Raw genomic sequence first — 17,120 nt, 5'->3', positions numbered from 1 at the left:
CCCGCGTGAGGAGACATCCATGACCGCCCGCAACAAGTTCTTTGACGACATGTCGCAACTGATGACGAATGCCATGGGCGTTGCCCAGGGTGCAAAAACCGAAGCCGACACCGCATTCCGCGGGATGGTGGATCGCTGGCTGGCCGATCGCGATCTGGTTACCCGCGAAGAATTCGATGTCGTCCGCGCGATGGCACTGAAGGCCCGCGAAGAGAACGAGGCGCTTGCCGCCCGGCTGGACGCGCTGGAAGGCAAATCGGACAAGAAACCTGTCATGCCGAACGTGGCCCCCGAACCACCGCTGGCATGAACAGCCCGCGCCTTGCGGTCCGCGCATTGATCCTTGATGCGCAGAACCGTTTGTTGCTGGTCAATGCCTGGCCCGAGGGGCAGTCGGATCTATGGACAGCCCCGGGTGGCGGAGTTGAAAAACACTCCTCCCTACCTGCCAATCTTATTCGTGAAGTGTACGAGGAAACGGGGCTGACCATCTCGGTCGATGACCCTGTTCTGGTCAATGAATTCCACGACCCCGACGGTACATTCCATCAGGTGGATATCTATTTCCGCTGCCATATCACCAGTGGCAACATCACCGCCGACTGGCAGGATCCCGAGGGCATTGTCACCGCCCGGCGTTGGGTTACCCAAGACGAAATGGCAACCCTCCGGGTGAAACCCGACAGCCTTGCACAGGCGGCATGGGGAAGTGGAATGATCTATGATCCGCTGGAGCCGATCATCCGTTGAAGCCCTGCAACGCCGGCAACAGATAGAATGACCGCCATCAATGCCTGCGGTTCGGAATACGCGCCCCATATCCCCGCCAGCCCGGTCAGCCCGGCCAGAAGCAGCACCCCCCGATACGCGGCACGGTGAAGCCCCCATATCCCGAATGAAAAACATCCAGCTGCTGTCAGTGCCAGCAGCTGGGCCTGACCACGCAACGGATCGCTGCCGAAAAATGCGGGGGTCGAGATAAGGGCGGCAATCACGCTTTGGGCGGCCAATGCCTCGGCAGGATCCCCTCGGCGGATGAACAGCATATGCGCCGCCGCCCCGGCCCCTGCGATAACCGCCAAGGGCGCGATGCCGATCAGTACCGTGCCAATACCACCCGGAATCAGCGCCAGCAGCGAGCGCAATCCCCGCCTGTTTCCCAAGGTATATTCTGCAACGCAATAAAATATCCCTGCGCCCATGATCACCGAGGGCAGGATCTGCGCGACGGAATGCTGGGCCAAAGCGATCATGCCTGCGTGCATGGCCACCGCCAACCCCGCCGCCCCCAGGACCGTTGGCCAGCGGCACCGCCGCAGAATCACACCCAGTGTCGCCGCCCTGCCCCGTTTGTGCCGTACCATCACGGTCAACGCCATCATCCCCGCCATTGCCACTAGGACGCTGGCGGCAATAACCGTTGGATTGCCGGACATGAGGCACAGGGCCGCAAAGCCTCCTGCCAATACAGAAATCGGGATGACGGGTATCAGGAGCGCAGGCCCGTCTCGACCAGCAGCCCCTGACGTTTGGCCTCGTAATAATAACCTTGGCTGTACCACTGCACGGCACGATCCTCACTGCCGTTGGAAACCAGCCACGCCCCGCGCAGATATTTCATTGCGTACCGCAGGTTGGTATCGGCATCCAGCAGCTGGCCTGCATCCCCCTTGAACCCCATCGTGCGGGCGGTCGGCGGTGCGATCTGCATCAGGCCATAATAAGTACCATTGCGGGCTGCCGGGTTATAGGTGCTTTCGCGCTTTACCACACGATGCGCCAGACTGCGGGGCACCCCGTAGAGGTCGGCATATTTGTCGACCATCTGCGCCACTTCGGCCCGTCCGGCTGGCACCTGAATGTCGGGCGTGGCGCGCCGCGAAACTTCGCTTGGCCCACCACAAGCCGCAAGGGTCAGCATAACGATCAGGCCAAGGGCGATGCGCCGCATCTTCACGTCCGTATTTTGTTGCCGTTGGGAAAAGTGCTACTTGCTGTAGCGACCTGCGGGCAAGCTCTGCATTTCCCTGTCAACCCGCATGCGCGGAAACTCGCGCAAAATGAAAAAGGGCGCCCCGAAGGACGCCCCCTGTTTCCGTATGGAAACGGCTGATTACATCATGCCGCCCATGCCGCCCATGTCGGGCATGCCACCGCCGGCCGGAGCTTTCGGCTCGGGCTTGTCGGCGATCATCGCCTCGGTGGTGATCAGCAGCGAAGCAACCGAAGCCGCATCTTCCAGCGCAGTCCGGACAACCTTGGCCGGATCGATCACGCCGAACGAGAACATGTCGCCATATTCTTCGGTCTGTGCGTTGAAGCCGAACTTCAGGTCGTTCGATTCACGGATCTTGCCCGCAACGACCGAACCGTCAACACCGGCGTTCTGCGCGATCTGGCGCAGCGGTGCTTCCAGTGCGCGGCGCACGATGGCGATACCCGCGTTCTGGTCGGAGTTGGCACCTGCGACGCCTTCCAGCGACTTGCCAGCCTGGATCAGCGCAACGCCACCACCGACGACAACGCCTTCTTGAACAGCAGCGCGGGTTGCGTTCAGTGCGTCATCAACGCGGTCCTTGCGCTCTTTCACTTCGACTTCGGTCATGCCGCCGACGCGGATCACTGCAACGCCGCCAGCCAGTTTGGCCACACGCTCTTGCAGTTTCTCTTTGTCGTAGTCCGAAGTTGTTTCTTCGATCTGCGTACGGATCTGTGCAACGCGTGCCGAGATCTCAGCCTTGTCGCCAGCACCGTCGACGATCGTCGTGGTGTCTTTGGTGATCGAGACTTTCTTGGCCGAACCGAGCATGTCGATCGTGACATTCTCCAGCTTCATGCCCAGATCTTCCGAAATCACCTGGCCGCCCGTCAGGATTGCAAGATCCTGCAGCATTGCCTTGCGACGGTCACCGAAGCCCGGTGCCTTGACAGCCGCGATTTTCAGGCCACCGCGCAGTTTGTTCACAACCAGCGTTGCAAGCGCTTCGCCTTCAACATCTTCGGAGATGATGATCAGCGGCTTCTGCGACTGGATGACCGACTCCAGCAAAGGAACCATCGGCTGCAGCGACGAGAGTTTTTTCTCGTGCAGCAGGATCAGCGCGTCTTCCATCTCGGCAATCATCTTGTCGGGATTGGTGACGAAGTAGGGCGAGAGGTAGCCGCGGTCGAACTGCATGCCTTCGACAACTTCGGTTTCTGTTTCCAGACCCTTGTTCTCTTCGACGGTGATAACACCCTCGTTGCCGACCTTCTGCATCGCATCCGCGATCTGGCGGCCGATTTCAGCTTCGCCGTTCGCCGAGATGGTACCGACCTGGGCAACTTCTGCCGTGTCGTTCACCGGACGGGCTGCCGCCTTGATCGCTGCTACGACTTTTGCCGTTGCAAGGTCGATCCCGCGCTTCAGATCCATCGGGTTCATGCCAGCAGCAACAGCCTTCAGGCCGTCCTTGATGATGGCTTGTGCCAGAACTGTGGCGGTGGTTGTACCGTCGCCGGCCTCGTCATTGGTGCGGGAAGCGACTTCCTTCACCATCTGTGCGCCCATGTTCTCGAAACGGTCGGAGAGTTCGATCTCCTTGGCAACCGATACACCGTCCTTGGTGATACGCGGTGCGCCGAAAGATTTCTCGATCACGACGTTCCGGCCTTTGGGGCCGAGCGTTACTTTGACAGCATCTGCGAGGATGTTTACGCCGCGCAGCATGCGGTCGCGGGCATCGGTGTCGAACTTGACGTCCTTGGCCATTGGATTGCTCCTAATCAGTCTAATTGCGTTTCAGAAAAGGCGACGGTTCAGGAAATGATCCCGAGGATGTCGCTTTCCTTCATGATGAGCAGCTCTTTGCCGTCCAGCGTAACCTCGGTGCCCGACCATTTGCCGAACAGGATACGGTCACCAGCCTTGACGGTCGGTGCGATCAACTCGCCAGAATCCTTGCGTGCACCTTCACCCACGGAAACGATTTCGCCTTCTGCGGGCTTTTCCTTGGCGGTATCCGGGATGATCAGGCCACCCTTGGTTTTTTCTTCGCCTTCGATGCGACGGACCAGAACACGGTCATGCAGCGGTTTGAATGCCATCTGAGAACACTCCCTCAGGTTTCCGGTTAAAAACTTTTGGCACTCACCCACCGGGAGTGCCAACAGCAGCAGAGGTATGCAGAGCACACAACTCTGTCAACGGGGCAAATTCTAAATTTTATTCTCTTGGCGGATGAAATTTCCCATGCAAGGGTTACCCCCATGATACGCACTCTGACCGCCCTGTTCGTGCTGTTTGCAAGTCCCGTTGTCGCCCAGTGCAGCGGACACAACCTGATCAATGCGATGTCCGCCTCGGAACGTCATGCGTTGCGCCAGCAGGCAGATTCCCACCCCCACGCCCGTGGCCTTCTGTTCCGCGCCACCCGCGGGGATGAAGATGTCGTCCTGATGGGCACCTATCATCTTGATGATCCGCGCATGGACGCACTGGCCGCAAGGGTCGCCCCCATGATGGACAACGCCAGCACGCTTCTGGTCGAGGCCGGCCCCAAGGAACAGGCCGCCCTTGAAAAGCACTTCATGGACGACCCCTCTTCGCTGCTGGTCAGCGACGGGCCGACACTGCCCGAACGGCTGACCCCCAGCGAACGCGCGCAGTTCCGGGCGGCGATGGCAGCACGGGGCATTCCCCCACGGCTCGCAAACCGTTATCGCCCCTGGTATGTCGCCATGCTTCTGGGGATGCCGCCCTGTTCGATGGGCAAGGAACAGACCGCTGGCCTGGACCAGCGGCTCATGGATATCGCAACCGAACGGCATGTCCCGATCCGCGCATTGGAACCATGGCAGACCGCGCTGGATATCTCGGCGGATCTGCCCGAGCAGGAGCAGGTCACATCCGTCCGGATGTCCCTGCCGATGGAAAAGCAGGCCGATGATGCCGCCATCACCTTGGCCGACAGTTATTTCAATTCCGAACCCCGCCTGATATGGGAGTTCATGCAGCAAAGCACGCCCGCCCTGCCCGGACAGACCACGGCAGACGTGCATGCCGAATTCGCGAAAACCGAAAAGACCCTCCTGATCGACCGGAACAAGGCATGGATTCCGGTGATCGAGAATGCCTGCAAGGATGGCCCCGTCGTGGCCGCCTTCGGGGCCCTGCACCTCTCGGGAGATCAGGGCGTACTGGCCCTGCTAGAACGTGAGGGCTTCACGATATCCCGGCTGGACTGATCGGCCCCGAACCTGAAAGGCCGGCCCCGACACAGGGTCGGCCTTTTGCGTATTTAGCCGCCGACCGTCATGCACCGGATATATGCGCCCTGCATAACGATCCCCAGAACAAGGCATGGCAATTGTCAGGCGTCGCGTGACAAGGGGCGGGCCGCGCCCTATAACCGCGACAACCATATACGCTTGGGGAATACAAAGATGATCAAGGTTTTCGGCCACAAATCGCCCGATACCGACTGCACCGCATCGGCCATTATCTGGGCATGGTACCAGTCAGAAATGCGCGGCCAGCCCGCCAAGCCCTATGTTCTGGGTGAGCCGAACACCGAGGCGCTGTTTGTCCTGAACCACTGGGAACAGCCGAAACCCGAGCTTCTGACCTCGCTGGAGGCGGATGACGAGGTCATCATCGTCGATACCAACAATCCGGCAGAACTGCCCGACAATATCAACGACGCGAATATCCTGTCGATTATCGACCACCACATGCTGGTGGGCGGGCTGAAAACCAGGACGCCGATCGATATTACCATTCGCCCGCTGGCCTGCACCGCCACGCTGATGTTCGATCTGATGGGGGCCGCAACGGAACGCGCGCCCCGCCATATCAAGGGGCTGATCCTGTCCTGCATCCTGTCGGACACGCTGGCCTTCCGCAGCCCGACCACAACCCCCCACGACCGGGCCGTGGCCGAAGATCTGGCTCGCGAACTGCGAATCGATATGGCTGCCTATGCCGATGAGATGTTCGCCGCCAAATCCGATGTCTCGGCATTTTCCGACAAGGAACTGCTGAAGATGGACAGCAAGGAATACACCGTCGGCGAAACGGCGCTGCGGGTCTCGGTTCTGGAAACCACCAGCCCCGCACCGCTTCTGGCCCGCAAGCAGGCTTTGGTCGATGCGATGCCCGCCGTGGCCGCCGCGGACGGCGCCCATCAGGTTCTGCTGTTCATCATCGATATCGTCAGGGAAGAGGCAATCCTGCTGGTCCCGAACGATCTGGTCAAAACCATTGCCGAAAAGAGCTTTGGCGTTACCGTCACCGGCGATACCGTGGTGCTGCCCGGCGTCATGAGCCGCAAGAAACAGATCATTCCGGCATTGGCAATCTGATGGCCCGGATCGTCAATTCACTGGCAGAACTGCCCCAGTACCGCGCGTTGCTCTGCGATATCTGGGGTTGCGTGCACAACGGCCTTGCGGCCTTTCCCGAGGCTGTCGCCGCCCTGCAGGCCTATCGCGCCAAGGGTGGACGTGTGATCCTTGTCACCAACTCCCCTCGCCCGGCCTCGGGCGTTGTGGCCCAACTGGCACCGCTGGGTGTGCCACGGGATGCATGGGACGATATTGTCACGTCGGGCGATGCCGCACAGTTCGCTATGCTGAACGGCGCGGTCGGCCGTCGCGTGTACCACATCGGCGCCTCCAAAGACGCCACGTTCTTCGAGGAGCTGACGGGCGATCTGGCCGATCTGGCAGCCAGGGTCGAACCGATCACCCGCGTGCCGCTGGATCAGGCCGAAGGTATCGTCTGCACCGGCCTGTTCGACGAGATGTCCGAGACCCCTGACGATTACAGCGAAATTCTGGCCGAGGCCCATGCCCGCGGGCTGAAGCTGCTGTGTGCCAACCCCGACATCGAGGTGGATATCGGTGACAGGCGCGAATTCTGCGCCGGAGCCATCGCGCAGGCCTATGACCGGATGGGCGGCACCAGCCTGTATTTCGGCAAGCCGCACAATCCGATCTATGCGCTGGCACGCCACCGTCTGGCGGCACTGGACGCCTCCATCGGCAATGATGAAACGCTGTGCATCGGGGATGGAATTCTTACCGACGTGCAGGGTGGCGTGAACGAAGGGATCGCTTCCCTGTTCATCACCTCCGGTCTGGCGGCGTCACATTTCGGCGATGACACCGCGAATCCGGATGCTGACCTGCTGGACCGCTGGCTGATCGAACAGTCGCTGAATCCGACCTATGCGATCGGCAATCTGCGCTGAGCCTTGCAACCTGTGCCCCCCTGCGCGATAGGGGGGCATCCCAAGGCAAGGGGCGCACGCGCGATGAAGATCTACCGGCATTGGACTGACCTGCCCGCCACGGCGCGCGGCGCATCGGTCGCCATGGGCAATTTTGACGGGCTGCATCTGGGCCATCGTGCCGTGATCGACCTTGCCCGAAGGGATGCCCCCTTGGGCCTTGTGACGTTCGAGCCGCATCCCCGCCAGTATTTCAAGCCTGCGACAGCCCCCTTCCGCCTGATGAATGCCGAAGCGCGTGCGAACCGCCTAGCAAAAATGGGCGTGGACCATCTGTATGAACTGCCTTTTGACGCCGCACTTGCAGGGCTCGGAGCCGAGGATTTTGCCCGCCGCGTTCTGGCCGAAGGGCTGGGAATCCGTCATGTCGTGGTGGGCCGTGATTTCCGTTTCGGACATAACCGCACCGGCGATGCCGGACTTCTGACGGATCTGGGCCGAAATCTCGGGTTCGAGGTGACGGTGGCCGATCTGGTGGATCTGGATGGGGACAACATCTCCTCTACCGCGATCCGCAGGGCATTGAGCGAGGGCGACCCGCGGCATGCGGCTGCCATGCTGGGCCATTGGCACCGGATTGAAGGGGAAGTGTTGCACGGTGAAAAACGCGGCCGTGAACTTGGCTATCCCACAGCCAACATGATGCTGGACAGCCTGCACCTACCGAAGTTCGGCGTATATGCCGCCCAGGTGGACGTGCTGACCGGCCCCGACAAGGGAACCTACGGCGGGGCTGCAAGCCTGGGTATCCGGCCCATGTTCGATGGAGAGGTTCCCAATCTGGAAACCTTTCTGTTCGATTTCAGCGGCAATCTTTACGGGCAGCATCTATCGGTGGCCTTGATCGAATATCTGCGCCCCGAGTTGAAATTCGATGGCCTGCCTGCTTTGATTGACCAGATGGATGCCGACTGCACCCGCGCCCGTTCCATCCTTGCCGCCGTTTGATCCCTGCCCCCAACCCGTCTGGAGCCGATGATGCGTGACCGCTTCTGGGAAACCGTTCCCCTGAACAGTATGACGCCCAAGGAATGGGAGGCGCTATGTGATGGCTGCGGGAAATGCTGCCTGAACAAGATCGAGTTCGAGGATACGAACGAGGTCGCCTTTACACGTCTTGCCTGCAAGCTGCTGGACGGTGAAACCTGCTTCTGTTCAAAATACGAAACACGGCGCGATTATGTGCCCGACTGTGTTCAGCTGACACCGCAAAAGCTGCCCGAGATTGCCTACTGGCTGCCAAGGACCTGCGCCTACCGCCGCCTGCACGAAGACAAGCCGTTGCCCGACTGGCACTATCTTCTGACGGGGGATCGCCAGTCGATCCATGATGCGGGCGCATCGGTCCAGGGGTGGACGGTGCCCGAATTCAAGGTGCCCGAAGAAGACTGGGAAGACTATCTGATCGAGGAGACGCCGTAACATGTACTTTGCTTCCGATAATGCCTCACCCGTTCCTGCCGAGGTGCTGGAGGCGCTTGCACGCGCCAATGACGGCCCGCAGATGCCCTATGGCCATGACACCATCATGGACGGCGTCCGCGCCCGCCTGCGCGAGGTGTTCGAGGCACCGGGGGCGGCCGTCTATCTGGTGGCCACGGGCACGGCGGCGAACTCCCTGTCCCTGGCCATGCTGTGCCCGCCATGGGGTGCCGCATTCTGCCATACGACCGCCCATGTACAGGTTGACGAATGCAACGCACCAGAGGCGTTCATGAACGGGGGCAAACTGCTGCAGGTCCAAGGGGCCGATGGGCGGATGGACCCCGCCGCTCTTGCGGACATGCTGCAGCGCCTTGTGCCGGCATCGGTGCACAACGCCCAACCTTCGGCGTTGACGCTGACCAATACTACCGAACTGGGCACCGTCTACACGCCGGACCAGATTGCGGCGTTGACCGGCCCCGCCAAGGCCGCAGGGCTGGGTACGCATCTGGACGGCGCCCGTTTCGCGAATGCGCTGGTCACCACGGGTGCGACGCCGGCCGAGATGACGTGGAAGGCGGGGATCGACATCCTGTCCTTTGGCGGCACCAAGAACGGGTTGATGGGTGTAGAGGCCGTGATCCTGTTCGACCCCGCCCGCGCCAAGGAATTCGAATTGCGGCGCAAACGCTCTGCCCATCTGTTTTCCAAGCATCGCTACCTTTCCGCGCAAATGGAGGCCTATCTGGAGGGGGATTTGTGGCTGCGTCTTGCCAGGCAGGCAAATGCGGCCGCCGCGCGCCTGTCCGCAGGGATTGCACAGATTCCGGGGGGCCGCGTGATGCACCCGACCGAAGCCAATATGGTCTTTGCCGAATTCCCGGAGGCTGGCCACACCCGTGCCCGCGCGGCGGGTGCTGCCTATTACCCGCATGAAACGGCACTCGGGGCGCGGCTGGTCACCTCATGGAATACAACCGACGCGGATGTGAACAGGTTTCTGGGCCTCATTCACGGATAGATTTTACGAAATCGTCACGATATGGGCTTCCGGCGTTTGCGCCGGAGGCTCGGGGTGCTATGCGGTGCATGTCGATTCCGCTGCCAAGGATAGCCCATGCCCGCCATGACCGAGCCTAAACTGATTGCCGGTAACGCAAACCTGCCTCTCGCAAAATCGATCGCACGCCGAATGTCGGTGCATCGCGGCTCGGCTGTCAGCCTTGTCGATGCGCGGGTCGAACGGTTCAACGATCAGGAAATCTTCGTCGAGGTTTATGAAAACGTACGTGGGGAGGATATGTTCATTATCCAGCCCACATCGAACCCTGCCAATGACAACCTGATGGAGCTGCTGATCATCGCCGACGCGCTCCGCCGCTCTTCTGCGGACCGTGTTACGGCCGTGATCCCCTATTTCGGCTATGCCCGGCAGGATCGCCGGTCAAAGGCGCGCACGCCGATTTCCGCGAAGCTGGTGGCAAACCTGCTGGTTGAGGCAGGGATCGATCGCATCCTGACACTGGACCTGCACGCCGCCCAGATTCAGGGGTTCTTCGATATTCCGGTCGACAATCTGTATTCCGCGCCGGTTTTCGCGCTGGATATCGAGCATACGTTCCGCAACCAGATGTCGGACGTCATGATCATCTCGCCGGATGTCGGCGGCGTTGCCCGCGCGCGTGAGATCGCAAAACGCATCAATGCGCCCCTGGCCATCGTGGACAAGCGCCGCGAGAAAGCTGGCGAAATCGCCGAGATGACGGTGATCGGTGATGTCGCAGGCAAGACCTGTATCATCGTGGACGATATCTGCGATACGGCCGGCACGCTTTGCAAGGCTGCCGAAGTGCTGATGGAAAACGGTGCGACCGAGGTTCACGCCTATATCACCCACGGTGTACTTTCTGGTCCTGCGGTAGAGCGTGTTTCGAAATCGGTCATGAAATCGCTGGTCATCACCGATTCCATCGAACCGACACAGGCCGTGAAGGATTGCTCCAATATCCGTATCGTGCCGACCGCACCGATGTTCGCGCAGGCCATCCTGAACACCTGGAACGGCACCTCGGTATCATCCCTGTTCGAAACGGATACCCTGGTTCCGATATATGAGGGGCTGTATAACCGCTAAGGTTATTCGACGTCCCAATCGTCATCAGAAACAACCGCGCCGATGGCAGTCCAATCGGCGCGGATACGCGCAACACGCGTGTCGGACCACGTGCGGAACACCAGATCGAAGCCCCGTTTGGTAACATTTTCCGCCATGATATCGCCGCGCGCAGGCGTATCCGGGCCCATATCCCACATAGAGATTGAAACCATCATCGAAGGTGGTTCGCGAAACTGGTCATCGAACACAATGGCATGGCGCCGTTCTCGTGGGCCATTCCCCGTCCACATGTCACCACCATCAGCAAAGTCGGAGAAAAGGACCTTTGTTCCCTGAGCAATAGCGATCGATGAGGCAGAGCGTATGTATATCATTCCAGATGCGCATTTTTAGAGGTGTTACAAAGGTATAACATGCGCTTTGGCATTAAAAAGGCCCCAGAACAAATCCGGGGCCTATTTAACTGATTTATCGCAAGATTAGTGACCGGCTGCAGCCCGAAGCGCAATCATGTCATTGACCTTCTTGTCGGCAGCGGCCCGATCTTCGGGAAGTGCTACTTCTGCAAGGCTTTCTGCTTCGGCAACCAGCTCGTCGAAGATGGTCTTGGTCGTATCTTCTACCGGGATCGCATATTCGGCCAGAACCGAAAGCGACGGACCTGCCGTTTCGGCAAAGCCGCCTGTTACCGCAAAGTTCAGATGACCTGTCGGTCCGACAACCCTCAGAATGCCGGGCCGCAGGCTGGTGACCAGGGGCATATGCCCCGCCATCACCGTCATGTCACCCTCGGTCCCCGGGATCTGAACCTCGGTTGCAGGAACGGAAGCAAGCTTCCGTTCCGGGGTCACAAGATCAAATTGGAGGGTATCGGCCATGATACCCCCTTACGCTGCTGATTTCGCGAGACGCTCGGCCTTGGCCTTCACCTCATTGATGCCGCCAACCATGTAGAATGCGGCTTCCGGCAAGTGGTCGTATTCACCGGCAACAACAGCCTTGAACGACGAGATCGTGTCAGCCAAGGCAACCTGCTTACCGTCGGCGCCGGTAAAGATCTTCGCAACGTCGAACGGCTGCGACAGGAAGCGCTGGATCTTGCGCGCACGGGTCACGGTCAGTTTGTCTTCTTCCGACAATTCGTCCATGCCCAGAATCGCGATGATGTCCTGAAGCGATTTGTAGCGTTGCAGGATACCCTGAACGTCACGTGCAACCTGATAGTGCTCTTCGCCAACGATGGTCGGATCCATCAGGCGCGAGGTCGAATCCAGCGGATCGACCGCAGGATAGATCCCAAGCTCGGAGATGGCGCGCGACAGCGTGGTCGTTGCATCAAGGTGGGCAAAGGACGTGGCAGGCGCAGGGTCGGTCAAGTCATCGGCAGGAACGTAGATCGCCTGAACGGAGGTGATCGACCCCTTCTTCGTCGAGGTAATACGCTCTTGCAGCTGCCCCATGTCGGTTGCCAGCGTCGGCTGATAGCCCACGGCTGACGGGATCCTGCCCAACAGCGCTGAAACCTCGGAACCGGCCTGGGTAAAGCGGAAGATGTTGTCGACGAAGAACAGAACGTCCGAACCCGAGGTGTCACGGAACTGCTCGGCCAGCGTCAGACCGGTCAGCGCGATACGTGCGCGGGCACCCGGAGGCTCGTTCATCTGGCCGTACACCAGAGCAACCTTGGATTCTGCCAGATTGTCAGGCTTGATAACGCCGGATTCAATCATCTCGTGGTACAGATCGTTCCCTTCACGGGTCCGCTCCCCGACACCCGCAAATACGGAATAGCCCGAGTGCACTTTGGCGATGTTGTTGATCAGTTCCATGATCAGAACCGTCTTGCCCACACCGGCGCCACCGAACAGACCGATTTTACCGCCCTTGGCATAGGGTGCCAGCAGGTCGATGACCTTGATGCCGGTGACCAGCACTTCGGAGGACGTGGATTGCTGCTCGAACGTCGGAGCGGGCTGGTGGATCGAACGCGTTTCAACCGCGTCAACCGGGCCGGCTTCGTCGATCGGCTCACCGATGACGTTGAGGATGCGGCCCAGGGTAGCATCCCCGACCGGTACGGTGATCGGTGCGCCCATGTCGTGAACAATCGCGCCGCGGACCAGACCTTCGGTCGAATCCATGGCAATCGCCCGAACGGTGTTCTCGCCAAGATGCTGTGCTGTTTCCATCACCAGCTTCTTGCCGTTGTTGTCCGTGGTCAGCGCGTTGAGGATCGCGGGCATTTCGCCCTCGAACTGCACGTCCACGACGGCGCCGATGACTTGGGTCACCTTGCCTTTTGCTGTTTGTGCCATGTCGTATCTCCGTTCGGGATCAGAGCGCCTCGGCGCCCGAGATGATTTCGATAAGCTCTTTGGTGATCGCGGCCTGACGCGTCCGGTTGTATTCGATCGTCAGGTCGTTGATCATCTCGCCCGCGTTGCGGGTCGCGTTGTCCATAGCACTCATCCGTGCGCCCTGTTCGGACGCGGCATTTTCCAGAAGCGCGGCAAAGATCTGCGTCGCAACTCCACGCGGCAACAGGTCGGCAAGAATGCCTTCCTCTGACGGTTCGTAATCGTAATCGTTCCGCTCTGTACCGGCCTCGGGGGCCTCGAACACCGCAGGAATGATCTGCTGTGTGGTCGGGACCTGGTTGATGACCGAAACGAAACGCGAATAGAACAGCGTCGCCACATCGAACTCGCCGTCGTCAAAGCGCGAAAGAACCTCACGCGCGATGGTCTGCGCGTTGGTATATCCCAGCTTCTTGACCGAAGACAGATCGACATGACCCACGAAGTTCTGCTCGTAATCACGACGCAGTTGTTCGCGGCCCTTCTTGCCGACCGTCAGAATTTTCACAGTCTTGCCTTGGGCCAGCAGCTCCTGTGCCCGGATGCGTGCGCGCCGGACGATAGAGCTGTTGAACCCGCCGCAAAGGCCGCGTTCCGCCGTCATCACCACCAACAGATGCACCGCATCGCGGCCTGTGCCGGACAAAAGGCGCGGTGCGTCTGCCGACCCCTGAACGGATGTCGCAAGCCCGGCCATGACCGAGTTCATCCGCTCTGCATAGGGGCGTGCAGCCTCCGCCGCATCCTGCGCGCGGCGCAGTTTTGCGGCAGCGACCATCTGCATCGCCTTCGTGATCTTCCGCGTGTTCTTCACGCTTCCGATCCGGTTTTTCAGGTCCTTAAGGCTGGGCATATGTTACCTCCCTGCCCCGCCCTCAGGCGAAGTCTTTGGCGAAAACGTCAAGCGCGGCGCGGATCTTCTCTTCCAGCTCACCCTTGACCTTGCGGTCGTTGTTGGTGATGTCGGCAAGAAGGTCCTTCTTGTCGCTGCGCAGGAATGCGAGCAGACCGGCCTCGAAACGAGTGACATCCTTGACGGCCACCTTGTCGAGATAGCCCTTGATCCCCGCGAAGATGACGCAGACGATTTCCGCGTTTGTCAGCGGCGAGTACTGCGGTTGCTTCATCAGCTCGGTCAGGCGGGCACCGCGGTTCAGAAGCTGCTGCGTTGCCGCATCAAGGTCCGAACCGAACTGCGCGAAGGCAGCCATTTCACGGTACTGCGCCAGCTCCAACTTCATCGAGCCTGCAACCGACTTCATCGCATCGGTCTGTGCGGACGAACCCACACGCGACACGGACAGGCCGGTGTTCACCGCCGGACGGATGCCCTGATAGAACAGCTCCGTCTCAAGGAAGATCTGACCATCGGTGATCGAGATCACGTTGGTCGGAATGAACGCCGAAACGTCACCGCCCTGGGTTTCGATGATCGGCAGCGCCGTAAGGGAGCCCGAACCGAAATCCTCGTTCAGCTTGGCCGAACGCTCCAGCAGGCGGGAGTGAAGGTAGAAAACGTCTCCCGGATAGGCTTCACGGCCCGGCGGACGGCGCAGCAACAGCGACATCTGACGGTATGCAACAGCCTGCTTCGACAGATCATCATAGACGATCAGCGCATGGCGGCCGTTATCGCGGAAGAATTCTGCCATTGCCGTTGCGGCATAGGGCGCAAGGTATTGCATCGGCGCAGGATCCGAAGCCGTCGCAGCGATGACCATCGAATAGGCCATGGCGCCGGTTTCTTCCAGCTTTTTCACCAGCTGGGCAACGGTCGAACGCTTCTGGCCGATCGCGACATAGACGCAATACAGCTTCTTGCCTTCATCGTCGCCAGCGGCTTCGTTGTAGGATTTCTGGTTCAGGATCGTGTCGAGCGCGATCGCGGTCTTGCCTGTCTGACGGTCACCGATGATCAGTTCGCGTTGGCCGCGGCCAACGGGGATCATCGCATCAACGGATTTGATACCCGTTGCCATCGGCTCGTGCACACCCTTACGCGGAATGATGCCCGGCGCCTTCACGTCGGCAACACGACGCTCGGTTGTCTCGATCGGACCCTTGCCGTCCAGCGGGTTGCCGAGCGCATCGACCACACGGCCCAGAAGCGCGTTCCCGACCGGCACGTCCACGATGGATTTCGTGCGCTTGACGGTATCGCCCTCTTTGATGCCACGGTCATCACCGAAGATCACGACACCGACGTTGTCGATCTCGAGGTTCAGCGCCATGCCGCGCACGCCGCCGGGGAATTCGACCATTTCGCCGGCTTGGATCGCGTCCAGTCCGTGCACACGGGCAATCCCGTCGCCGACCGACAATACGCGGCCAACTTCCGCAACTTCGGCATCCTGGCCAAAGTTCTTGATCTGCTCTTTAAGGATCGCAGAGATCTCAGCAGCCTGGATTGCCATTATCCAACCTCTTTCATGGTATTCTGGAGAGACGCGAGCTTCGAGCGGATCGAGGTATCGATCATGGTCGAGCCGAGCTTTACAACGAGACCGCCGATGAGTGTTTCATCGACAGCGGTTTTCAGTATTACTTGCTTGCCGGCCTTCGCCTTCAGCGTTTCCGCCAGACGGGTTGCCTGTGCAGGGGTCAGCGGCGTGGCCGAGGTTACCTCGGCCAGAACTTCGCCACGATCCTCGGAAATCATCAGACGCAGCCGTGCGATCACACGCGGCAATGCGAACAGGCGCCGCTTCTGGGCCATGATGCGCAGGGTATGCGCCGTCAGGTCCGTCAGGCCCATCGCCTTTGCCACACCCGCGATACCGGCTTCCTGCTCTGCCCGTGTATAGACGGGCGAGGTCAGCAGGTTGCGCAGGTCGGCACTGCTTTCCAGCGCGCCCTCAAGCGCGTCAATGTCGGATTCAAGCGCAGGGATCGCGGATGCGTCCTTGGCCAGTTCGAACACGGCTGTCGCGTAGCGCACTGCGATACCGGAGGAAATCGAGGCTGGTTCAGACACTTCAACCCTTTCGATGCTTGGCCATGTCGCACAAAAACGATGCCATGGCGGCCGTTCATTTATACAATAGTTATGTATATCAATTCGGCGTTCGTTTAGCAGAGCAAATCCATTGCCGCAACTGTGAAGCCGCAGTTAACGCGCAATTATGGCTGCATCTTTCCCGACAAAACCTCTATCGCGGCAATATGTCTCACCGCAGGTTCCGGCAATATCGGGGGCTTGGCAGGGCTGCGGGCTGGGTCGCCCCTTCCAGCGCGCGCAGCGGTCGACGGACCGCTGCCTTGAGGCCGGGCTTGCGCGGCGCATAGACCTGCTTTGACACTTCCACGATCACGACGCCCCCCGCAAACCAAGGGGCAAGCCTGCGCCCCGCACTCTCGATGATGCCGGATGTGCGCAACCAGAACCGGCGATGGGACGGCGGGGCAAACAGGGCGGGCACTGCCCGCTCCGGCACGAAGGAATGGCGGCGCAGTTGCGCTTCCAGCTGGTTCGCCGAATAGGGGCGGCCGAACCCGAAGGGCGTGCGTTCGGTCCGTGCCCATAACCCCGAACGGTTCGGCACGATGAACAGCGCCCTTCCCCCCGGCCCCAGCACACGCCAGCATTCGTCCAGTACGTCGGCCTGATTGTCCGACGGCTCCAACCCGTGCAGGACCACGAGCTTGTCCACCATTCCGGTTTCCAGCGGCCAGGCCCCCTCTTCGGTCAGAACGGATACGTTCTCCATGCCGGCGGGCCATGGCATCACGCCCTGCGGCCCCGGCATCAGCCCGATGACCCGCCGCGCCTCGGCCAGATAGGGGCGCAGCAGCGGCACGGCAAAGCCGAAGCCAGCAACGGTCTGCCCCTTGGCCTCGGGCCATATCTCCACGACCTTGTCCCGGATGGCACGCTGCGCCACACGCCCCAATTGCGTGCGGTAGTAGAAATTTCGCAGGTCCAGAACGTCTAGATACATTTCACCGGGATCA

Annotated in this window: 20 protein-coding genes; 9 read left to right on the top strand and 11 right to left on the bottom strand. The window is 60.3% G+C overall.

Annotated elements, in window-relative coordinates; translation table 11 throughout:
• Positions 1–19: 19 nt before the first annotated feature.
• Positions 20–310, top strand: a complete 291-nt coding sequence (locus TR36_RS04015; RefSeq protein WP_045387018.1) for an accessory factor UbiK family protein — start codon at positions 20–22, stop codon at positions 308–310.
• A complete protein-coding gene (locus tag TR36_RS04010; RefSeq protein ID WP_045387021.1) occupies positions 307–750 on the top strand; it encodes an NUDIX hydrolase in 444 nt (147 codons plus the stop codon). Before TR36_RS04015 ends, TR36_RS04010 begins: the two co-directional genes overlap by 4 nt.
• Here TR36_RS04010 and TR36_RS04005 read toward each other — a convergent pair.
• The 4 genes from TR36_RS04005 to TR36_RS03990 all read right to left on the bottom strand — a co-directional run bounded on the left by TR36_RS04005 (position 720) and on the right by TR36_RS03990 (position 4,086).
• Positions 720–1,436 (bottom strand): hypothetical protein, encoded by a 717-nt coding sequence (locus TR36_RS04005; RefSeq protein ID WP_062762427.1) that lies wholly within the window; start codon positions 1,434–1,436, stop codon positions 720–722. The genes TR36_RS04010 and TR36_RS04005 overlap by 31 nt on opposite strands.
• Before the next feature lie 53 nt (positions 1,437–1,489).
• Positions 1,490–1,951, bottom strand: a complete 462-nt coding sequence (locus TR36_RS04000; RefSeq protein ID WP_045387026.1) for a lytic transglycosylase domain-containing protein — start codon at positions 1,949–1,951, stop codon at positions 1,490–1,492.
• Between the two features lie 162 nt (positions 1,952–2,113).
• Complete coding sequence (gene groL / locus TR36_RS03995; RefSeq protein WP_045387029.1) at positions 2,114–3,751, bottom strand: chaperonin GroEL; 1,638 nt, start codon at positions 3,749–3,751, stop codon at positions 2,114–2,116.
• Between the two features lie 47 nt (positions 3,752–3,798).
• Positions 3,799–4,086 carry a co-chaperone GroES gene (locus TR36_RS03990; RefSeq protein ID WP_062762425.1) on the bottom strand — a complete coding sequence of 96 codons (288 nt, stop codon included), beginning with the start codon at positions 4,084–4,086 and terminating at the stop codon, positions 3,799–3,801.
• 162 nt (positions 4,087–4,248) lie between these two features.
• Here TR36_RS03990 and TR36_RS03985 point away from each other — a divergent pair, with 162 nt between their 5' ends.
• The 7 genes from TR36_RS03985 to TR36_RS03955 all read left to right on the top strand — a co-directional run bounded on the left by TR36_RS03985 (position 4,249) and on the right by TR36_RS03955 (position 10,830).
• Complete coding sequence (locus TR36_RS03985) at positions 4,249–5,226, top strand: TraB/GumN family protein (protein WP_045387034.1); 978 nt, start codon at positions 4,249–4,251, stop codon at positions 5,224–5,226.
• A 198-nt stretch (positions 5,227–5,424) separates the two neighbouring features.
• On the top strand, positions 5,425–6,342 hold the full coding sequence (locus tag TR36_RS03980) for a manganese-dependent inorganic pyrophosphatase (protein ID WP_045388659.1): 918 nt from the start codon (positions 5,425–5,427) through the stop codon (positions 6,340–6,342).
• Positions 6,342–7,232 carry a TIGR01459 family HAD-type hydrolase gene (locus tag TR36_RS03975; protein ID WP_045387036.1) on the top strand — a complete coding sequence of 297 codons (891 nt, stop codon included), beginning with the start codon at positions 6,342–6,344 and terminating at the stop codon, positions 7,230–7,232. The genes TR36_RS03980 and TR36_RS03975 overlap by 1 nt, the downstream gene beginning before the upstream one ends.
• Before the next feature lie 63 nt (positions 7,233–7,295).
• Positions 7,296–8,219, top strand: a complete 924-nt coding sequence (locus TR36_RS03970; RefSeq protein ID WP_045387038.1) for a bifunctional riboflavin kinase/FAD synthetase — start codon at positions 7,296–7,298, stop codon at positions 8,217–8,219.
• Between the two features lie 30 nt (positions 8,220–8,249).
• On the top strand, positions 8,250–8,693 hold the full coding sequence (locus tag TR36_RS03965) for a YcgN family cysteine cluster protein (protein WP_062762423.1): 444 nt from the start codon (positions 8,250–8,252) through the stop codon (positions 8,691–8,693).
• 1 nt (position 8,694) lies between these two features.
• Complete coding sequence (locus TR36_RS03960) at positions 8,695–9,717, top strand: low specificity L-threonine aldolase (RefSeq protein ID WP_062762421.1); 1,023 nt, start codon at positions 8,695–8,697, stop codon at positions 9,715–9,717.
• A 96-nt stretch (positions 9,718–9,813) separates the two neighbouring features.
• Positions 9,814–10,830, top strand: coding sequence for a ribose-phosphate pyrophosphokinase (locus tag TR36_RS03955; protein WP_045387044.1), 1,017 nt, complete (start codon positions 9,814–9,816; stop codon positions 10,828–10,830).
• A gap of 2 nt (positions 10,831–10,832) precedes the next feature.
• Here TR36_RS03955 and TR36_RS03950 read toward each other — a convergent pair whose 3' ends face one another.
• The 7 genes from TR36_RS03950 to TR36_RS03920 all read right to left on the bottom strand — a co-directional run bounded on the left by TR36_RS03950 (position 10,833) and on the right by TR36_RS03920 (position 17,107).
• Positions 10,833–11,102 (bottom strand): H-type lectin domain-containing protein, encoded by a 270-nt coding sequence (locus tag TR36_RS03950; RefSeq protein ID WP_370553311.1) that lies wholly within the window; start codon positions 11,100–11,102, stop codon positions 10,833–10,835.
• Positions 11,103–11,291: 189 nt separating this feature from the next.
• The gene (locus tag TR36_RS03945; RefSeq protein ID WP_045387050.1) at positions 11,292–11,690 is read right to left on the bottom strand and encodes a F0F1 ATP synthase subunit epsilon; all 399 of its coding nucleotides are present in this window, start codon (positions 11,688–11,690) and stop codon (positions 11,292–11,294) included.
• 9 nt (positions 11,691–11,699) lie between these two features.
• Positions 11,700–13,127: a F0F1 ATP synthase subunit beta gene (gene atpD / locus TR36_RS03940; RefSeq protein ID WP_045387053.1), complete on the bottom strand. Its 1,428-nt coding sequence runs from the start codon at positions 13,125–13,127 to the stop codon at positions 11,700–11,702.
• Positions 13,128–13,146: 19 nt separating this feature from the next.
• A complete protein-coding gene (locus TR36_RS03935) occupies positions 13,147–14,022 on the bottom strand; it encodes a F0F1 ATP synthase subunit gamma (RefSeq protein ID WP_045387056.1) in 876 nt (291 codons plus the stop codon).
• Positions 14,023–14,044: 22 nt separating this feature from the next.
• Complete coding sequence (gene atpA / locus TR36_RS03930; protein WP_045387059.1) at positions 14,045–15,583, bottom strand: F0F1 ATP synthase subunit alpha; 1,539 nt, start codon at positions 15,581–15,583, stop codon at positions 14,045–14,047.
• On the bottom strand, positions 15,583–16,143 hold the full coding sequence (locus tag TR36_RS03925) for a F0F1 ATP synthase subunit delta (RefSeq protein WP_045387062.1): 561 nt from the start codon (positions 16,141–16,143) through the stop codon (positions 15,583–15,585). The genes atpA and TR36_RS03925 overlap by 1 nt, the downstream gene beginning before the upstream one ends.
• Positions 16,144–16,336: 193 nt before the next feature.
• On the bottom strand, positions 16,337–17,107 hold the full coding sequence (locus TR36_RS03920; protein WP_062762419.1) for a hypothetical protein: 771 nt from the start codon (positions 17,105–17,107) through the stop codon (positions 16,337–16,339).
• Between the last annotated feature and the right edge of the window lie 13 nt (positions 17,108–17,120).

This window comes from Falsirhodobacter sp. alg1, from assembly GCF_000739715.2.
GTDB lineage: Bacteria > Pseudomonadota > Alphaproteobacteria > Rhodobacterales > Rhodobacteraceae > Falsirhodobacter.
Note: the sequence above shows the minus strand (reverse complement) of the source record. Positions and strands in the feature narration are given on the sequence as shown.

Coding starts and splice junctions, on each gene's coding strand:
- TR36_RS03945 (WP_045387050.1), bottom strand. CDS start 11,690: ATGGCCGATACCCTCCAATTTGATCTTGTGACCCCGGAACGGAAGCTT.
- atpD (WP_045387053.1), bottom strand. CDS start 13,127: ATGGCACAAACAGCAAAAGGCAAGGTGACCCAAGTCATCGGCGCCGTC.
- TR36_RS03920 (WP_062762419.1), bottom strand. CDS start 17,107: ATGTATCTAGACGTTCTGGACCTGCGAAATTTCTACTACCGCACGCAA.
- TR36_RS03975 (WP_045387036.1), top strand. CDS start 6,342: ATGGCCCGGATCGTCAATTCACTGGCAGAACTGCCCCAGTACCGCGCG.
- TR36_RS04010 (WP_045387021.1), top strand. CDS start 307: ATGAACAGCCCGCGCCTTGCGGTCCGCGCATTGATCCTTGATGCGCAG.
- TR36_RS03965 (WP_062762423.1), top strand. CDS start 8,250: ATGCGTGACCGCTTCTGGGAAACCGTTCCCCTGAACAGTATGACGCCC.
- atpA (WP_045387059.1), bottom strand. CDS start 15,583: ATGGCAATCCAGGCTGCTGAGATCTCTGCGATCCTTAAAGAGCAGATC.
- TR36_RS04005 (WP_062762427.1), bottom strand. CDS start 1,436: ATGTCCGGCAATCCAACGGTTATTGCCGCCAGCGTCCTAGTGGCAATG.
- TR36_RS03970 (WP_045387038.1), top strand. CDS start 7,296: ATGAAGATCTACCGGCATTGGACTGACCTGCCCGCCACGGCGCGCGGC.
- groL (WP_045387029.1), bottom strand. CDS start 3,751: ATGGCCAAGGACGTCAAGTTCGACACCGATGCCCGCGACCGCATGCTG.
- TR36_RS03980 (WP_045388659.1), top strand. CDS start 5,425: ATGATCAAGGTTTTCGGCCACAAATCGCCCGATACCGACTGCACCGCA.
- TR36_RS03990 (WP_062762425.1), bottom strand. CDS start 4,086: ATGGCATTCAAACCGCTGCATGACCGTGTTCTGGTCCGTCGCATCGAA.
- TR36_RS03935 (WP_045387056.1), bottom strand. CDS start 14,022: ATGCCCAGCCTTAAGGACCTGAAAAACCGGATCGGAAGCGTGAAGAAC.
- TR36_RS03950 (WP_370553311.1), bottom strand. CDS start 11,102: ATGTGGACGGGGAATGGCCCACGAGAACGGCGCCATGCCATTGTGTTC.
- TR36_RS03985 (WP_045387034.1), top strand. CDS start 4,249: ATGATACGCACTCTGACCGCCCTGTTCGTGCTGTTTGCAAGTCCCGTT.
- TR36_RS04000 (WP_045387026.1), bottom strand. CDS start 1,951: ATGCGGCGCATCGCCCTTGGCCTGATCGTTATGCTGACCCTTGCGGCT.
- TR36_RS03955 (WP_045387044.1), top strand. CDS start 9,814: ATGCCCGCCATGACCGAGCCTAAACTGATTGCCGGTAACGCAAACCTG.
- TR36_RS03960 (WP_062762421.1), top strand. CDS start 8,695: ATGTACTTTGCTTCCGATAATGCCTCACCCGTTCCTGCCGAGGTGCTG.
- TR36_RS04015 (WP_045387018.1), top strand. CDS start 20: ATGACCGCCCGCAACAAGTTCTTTGACGACATGTCGCAACTGATGACG.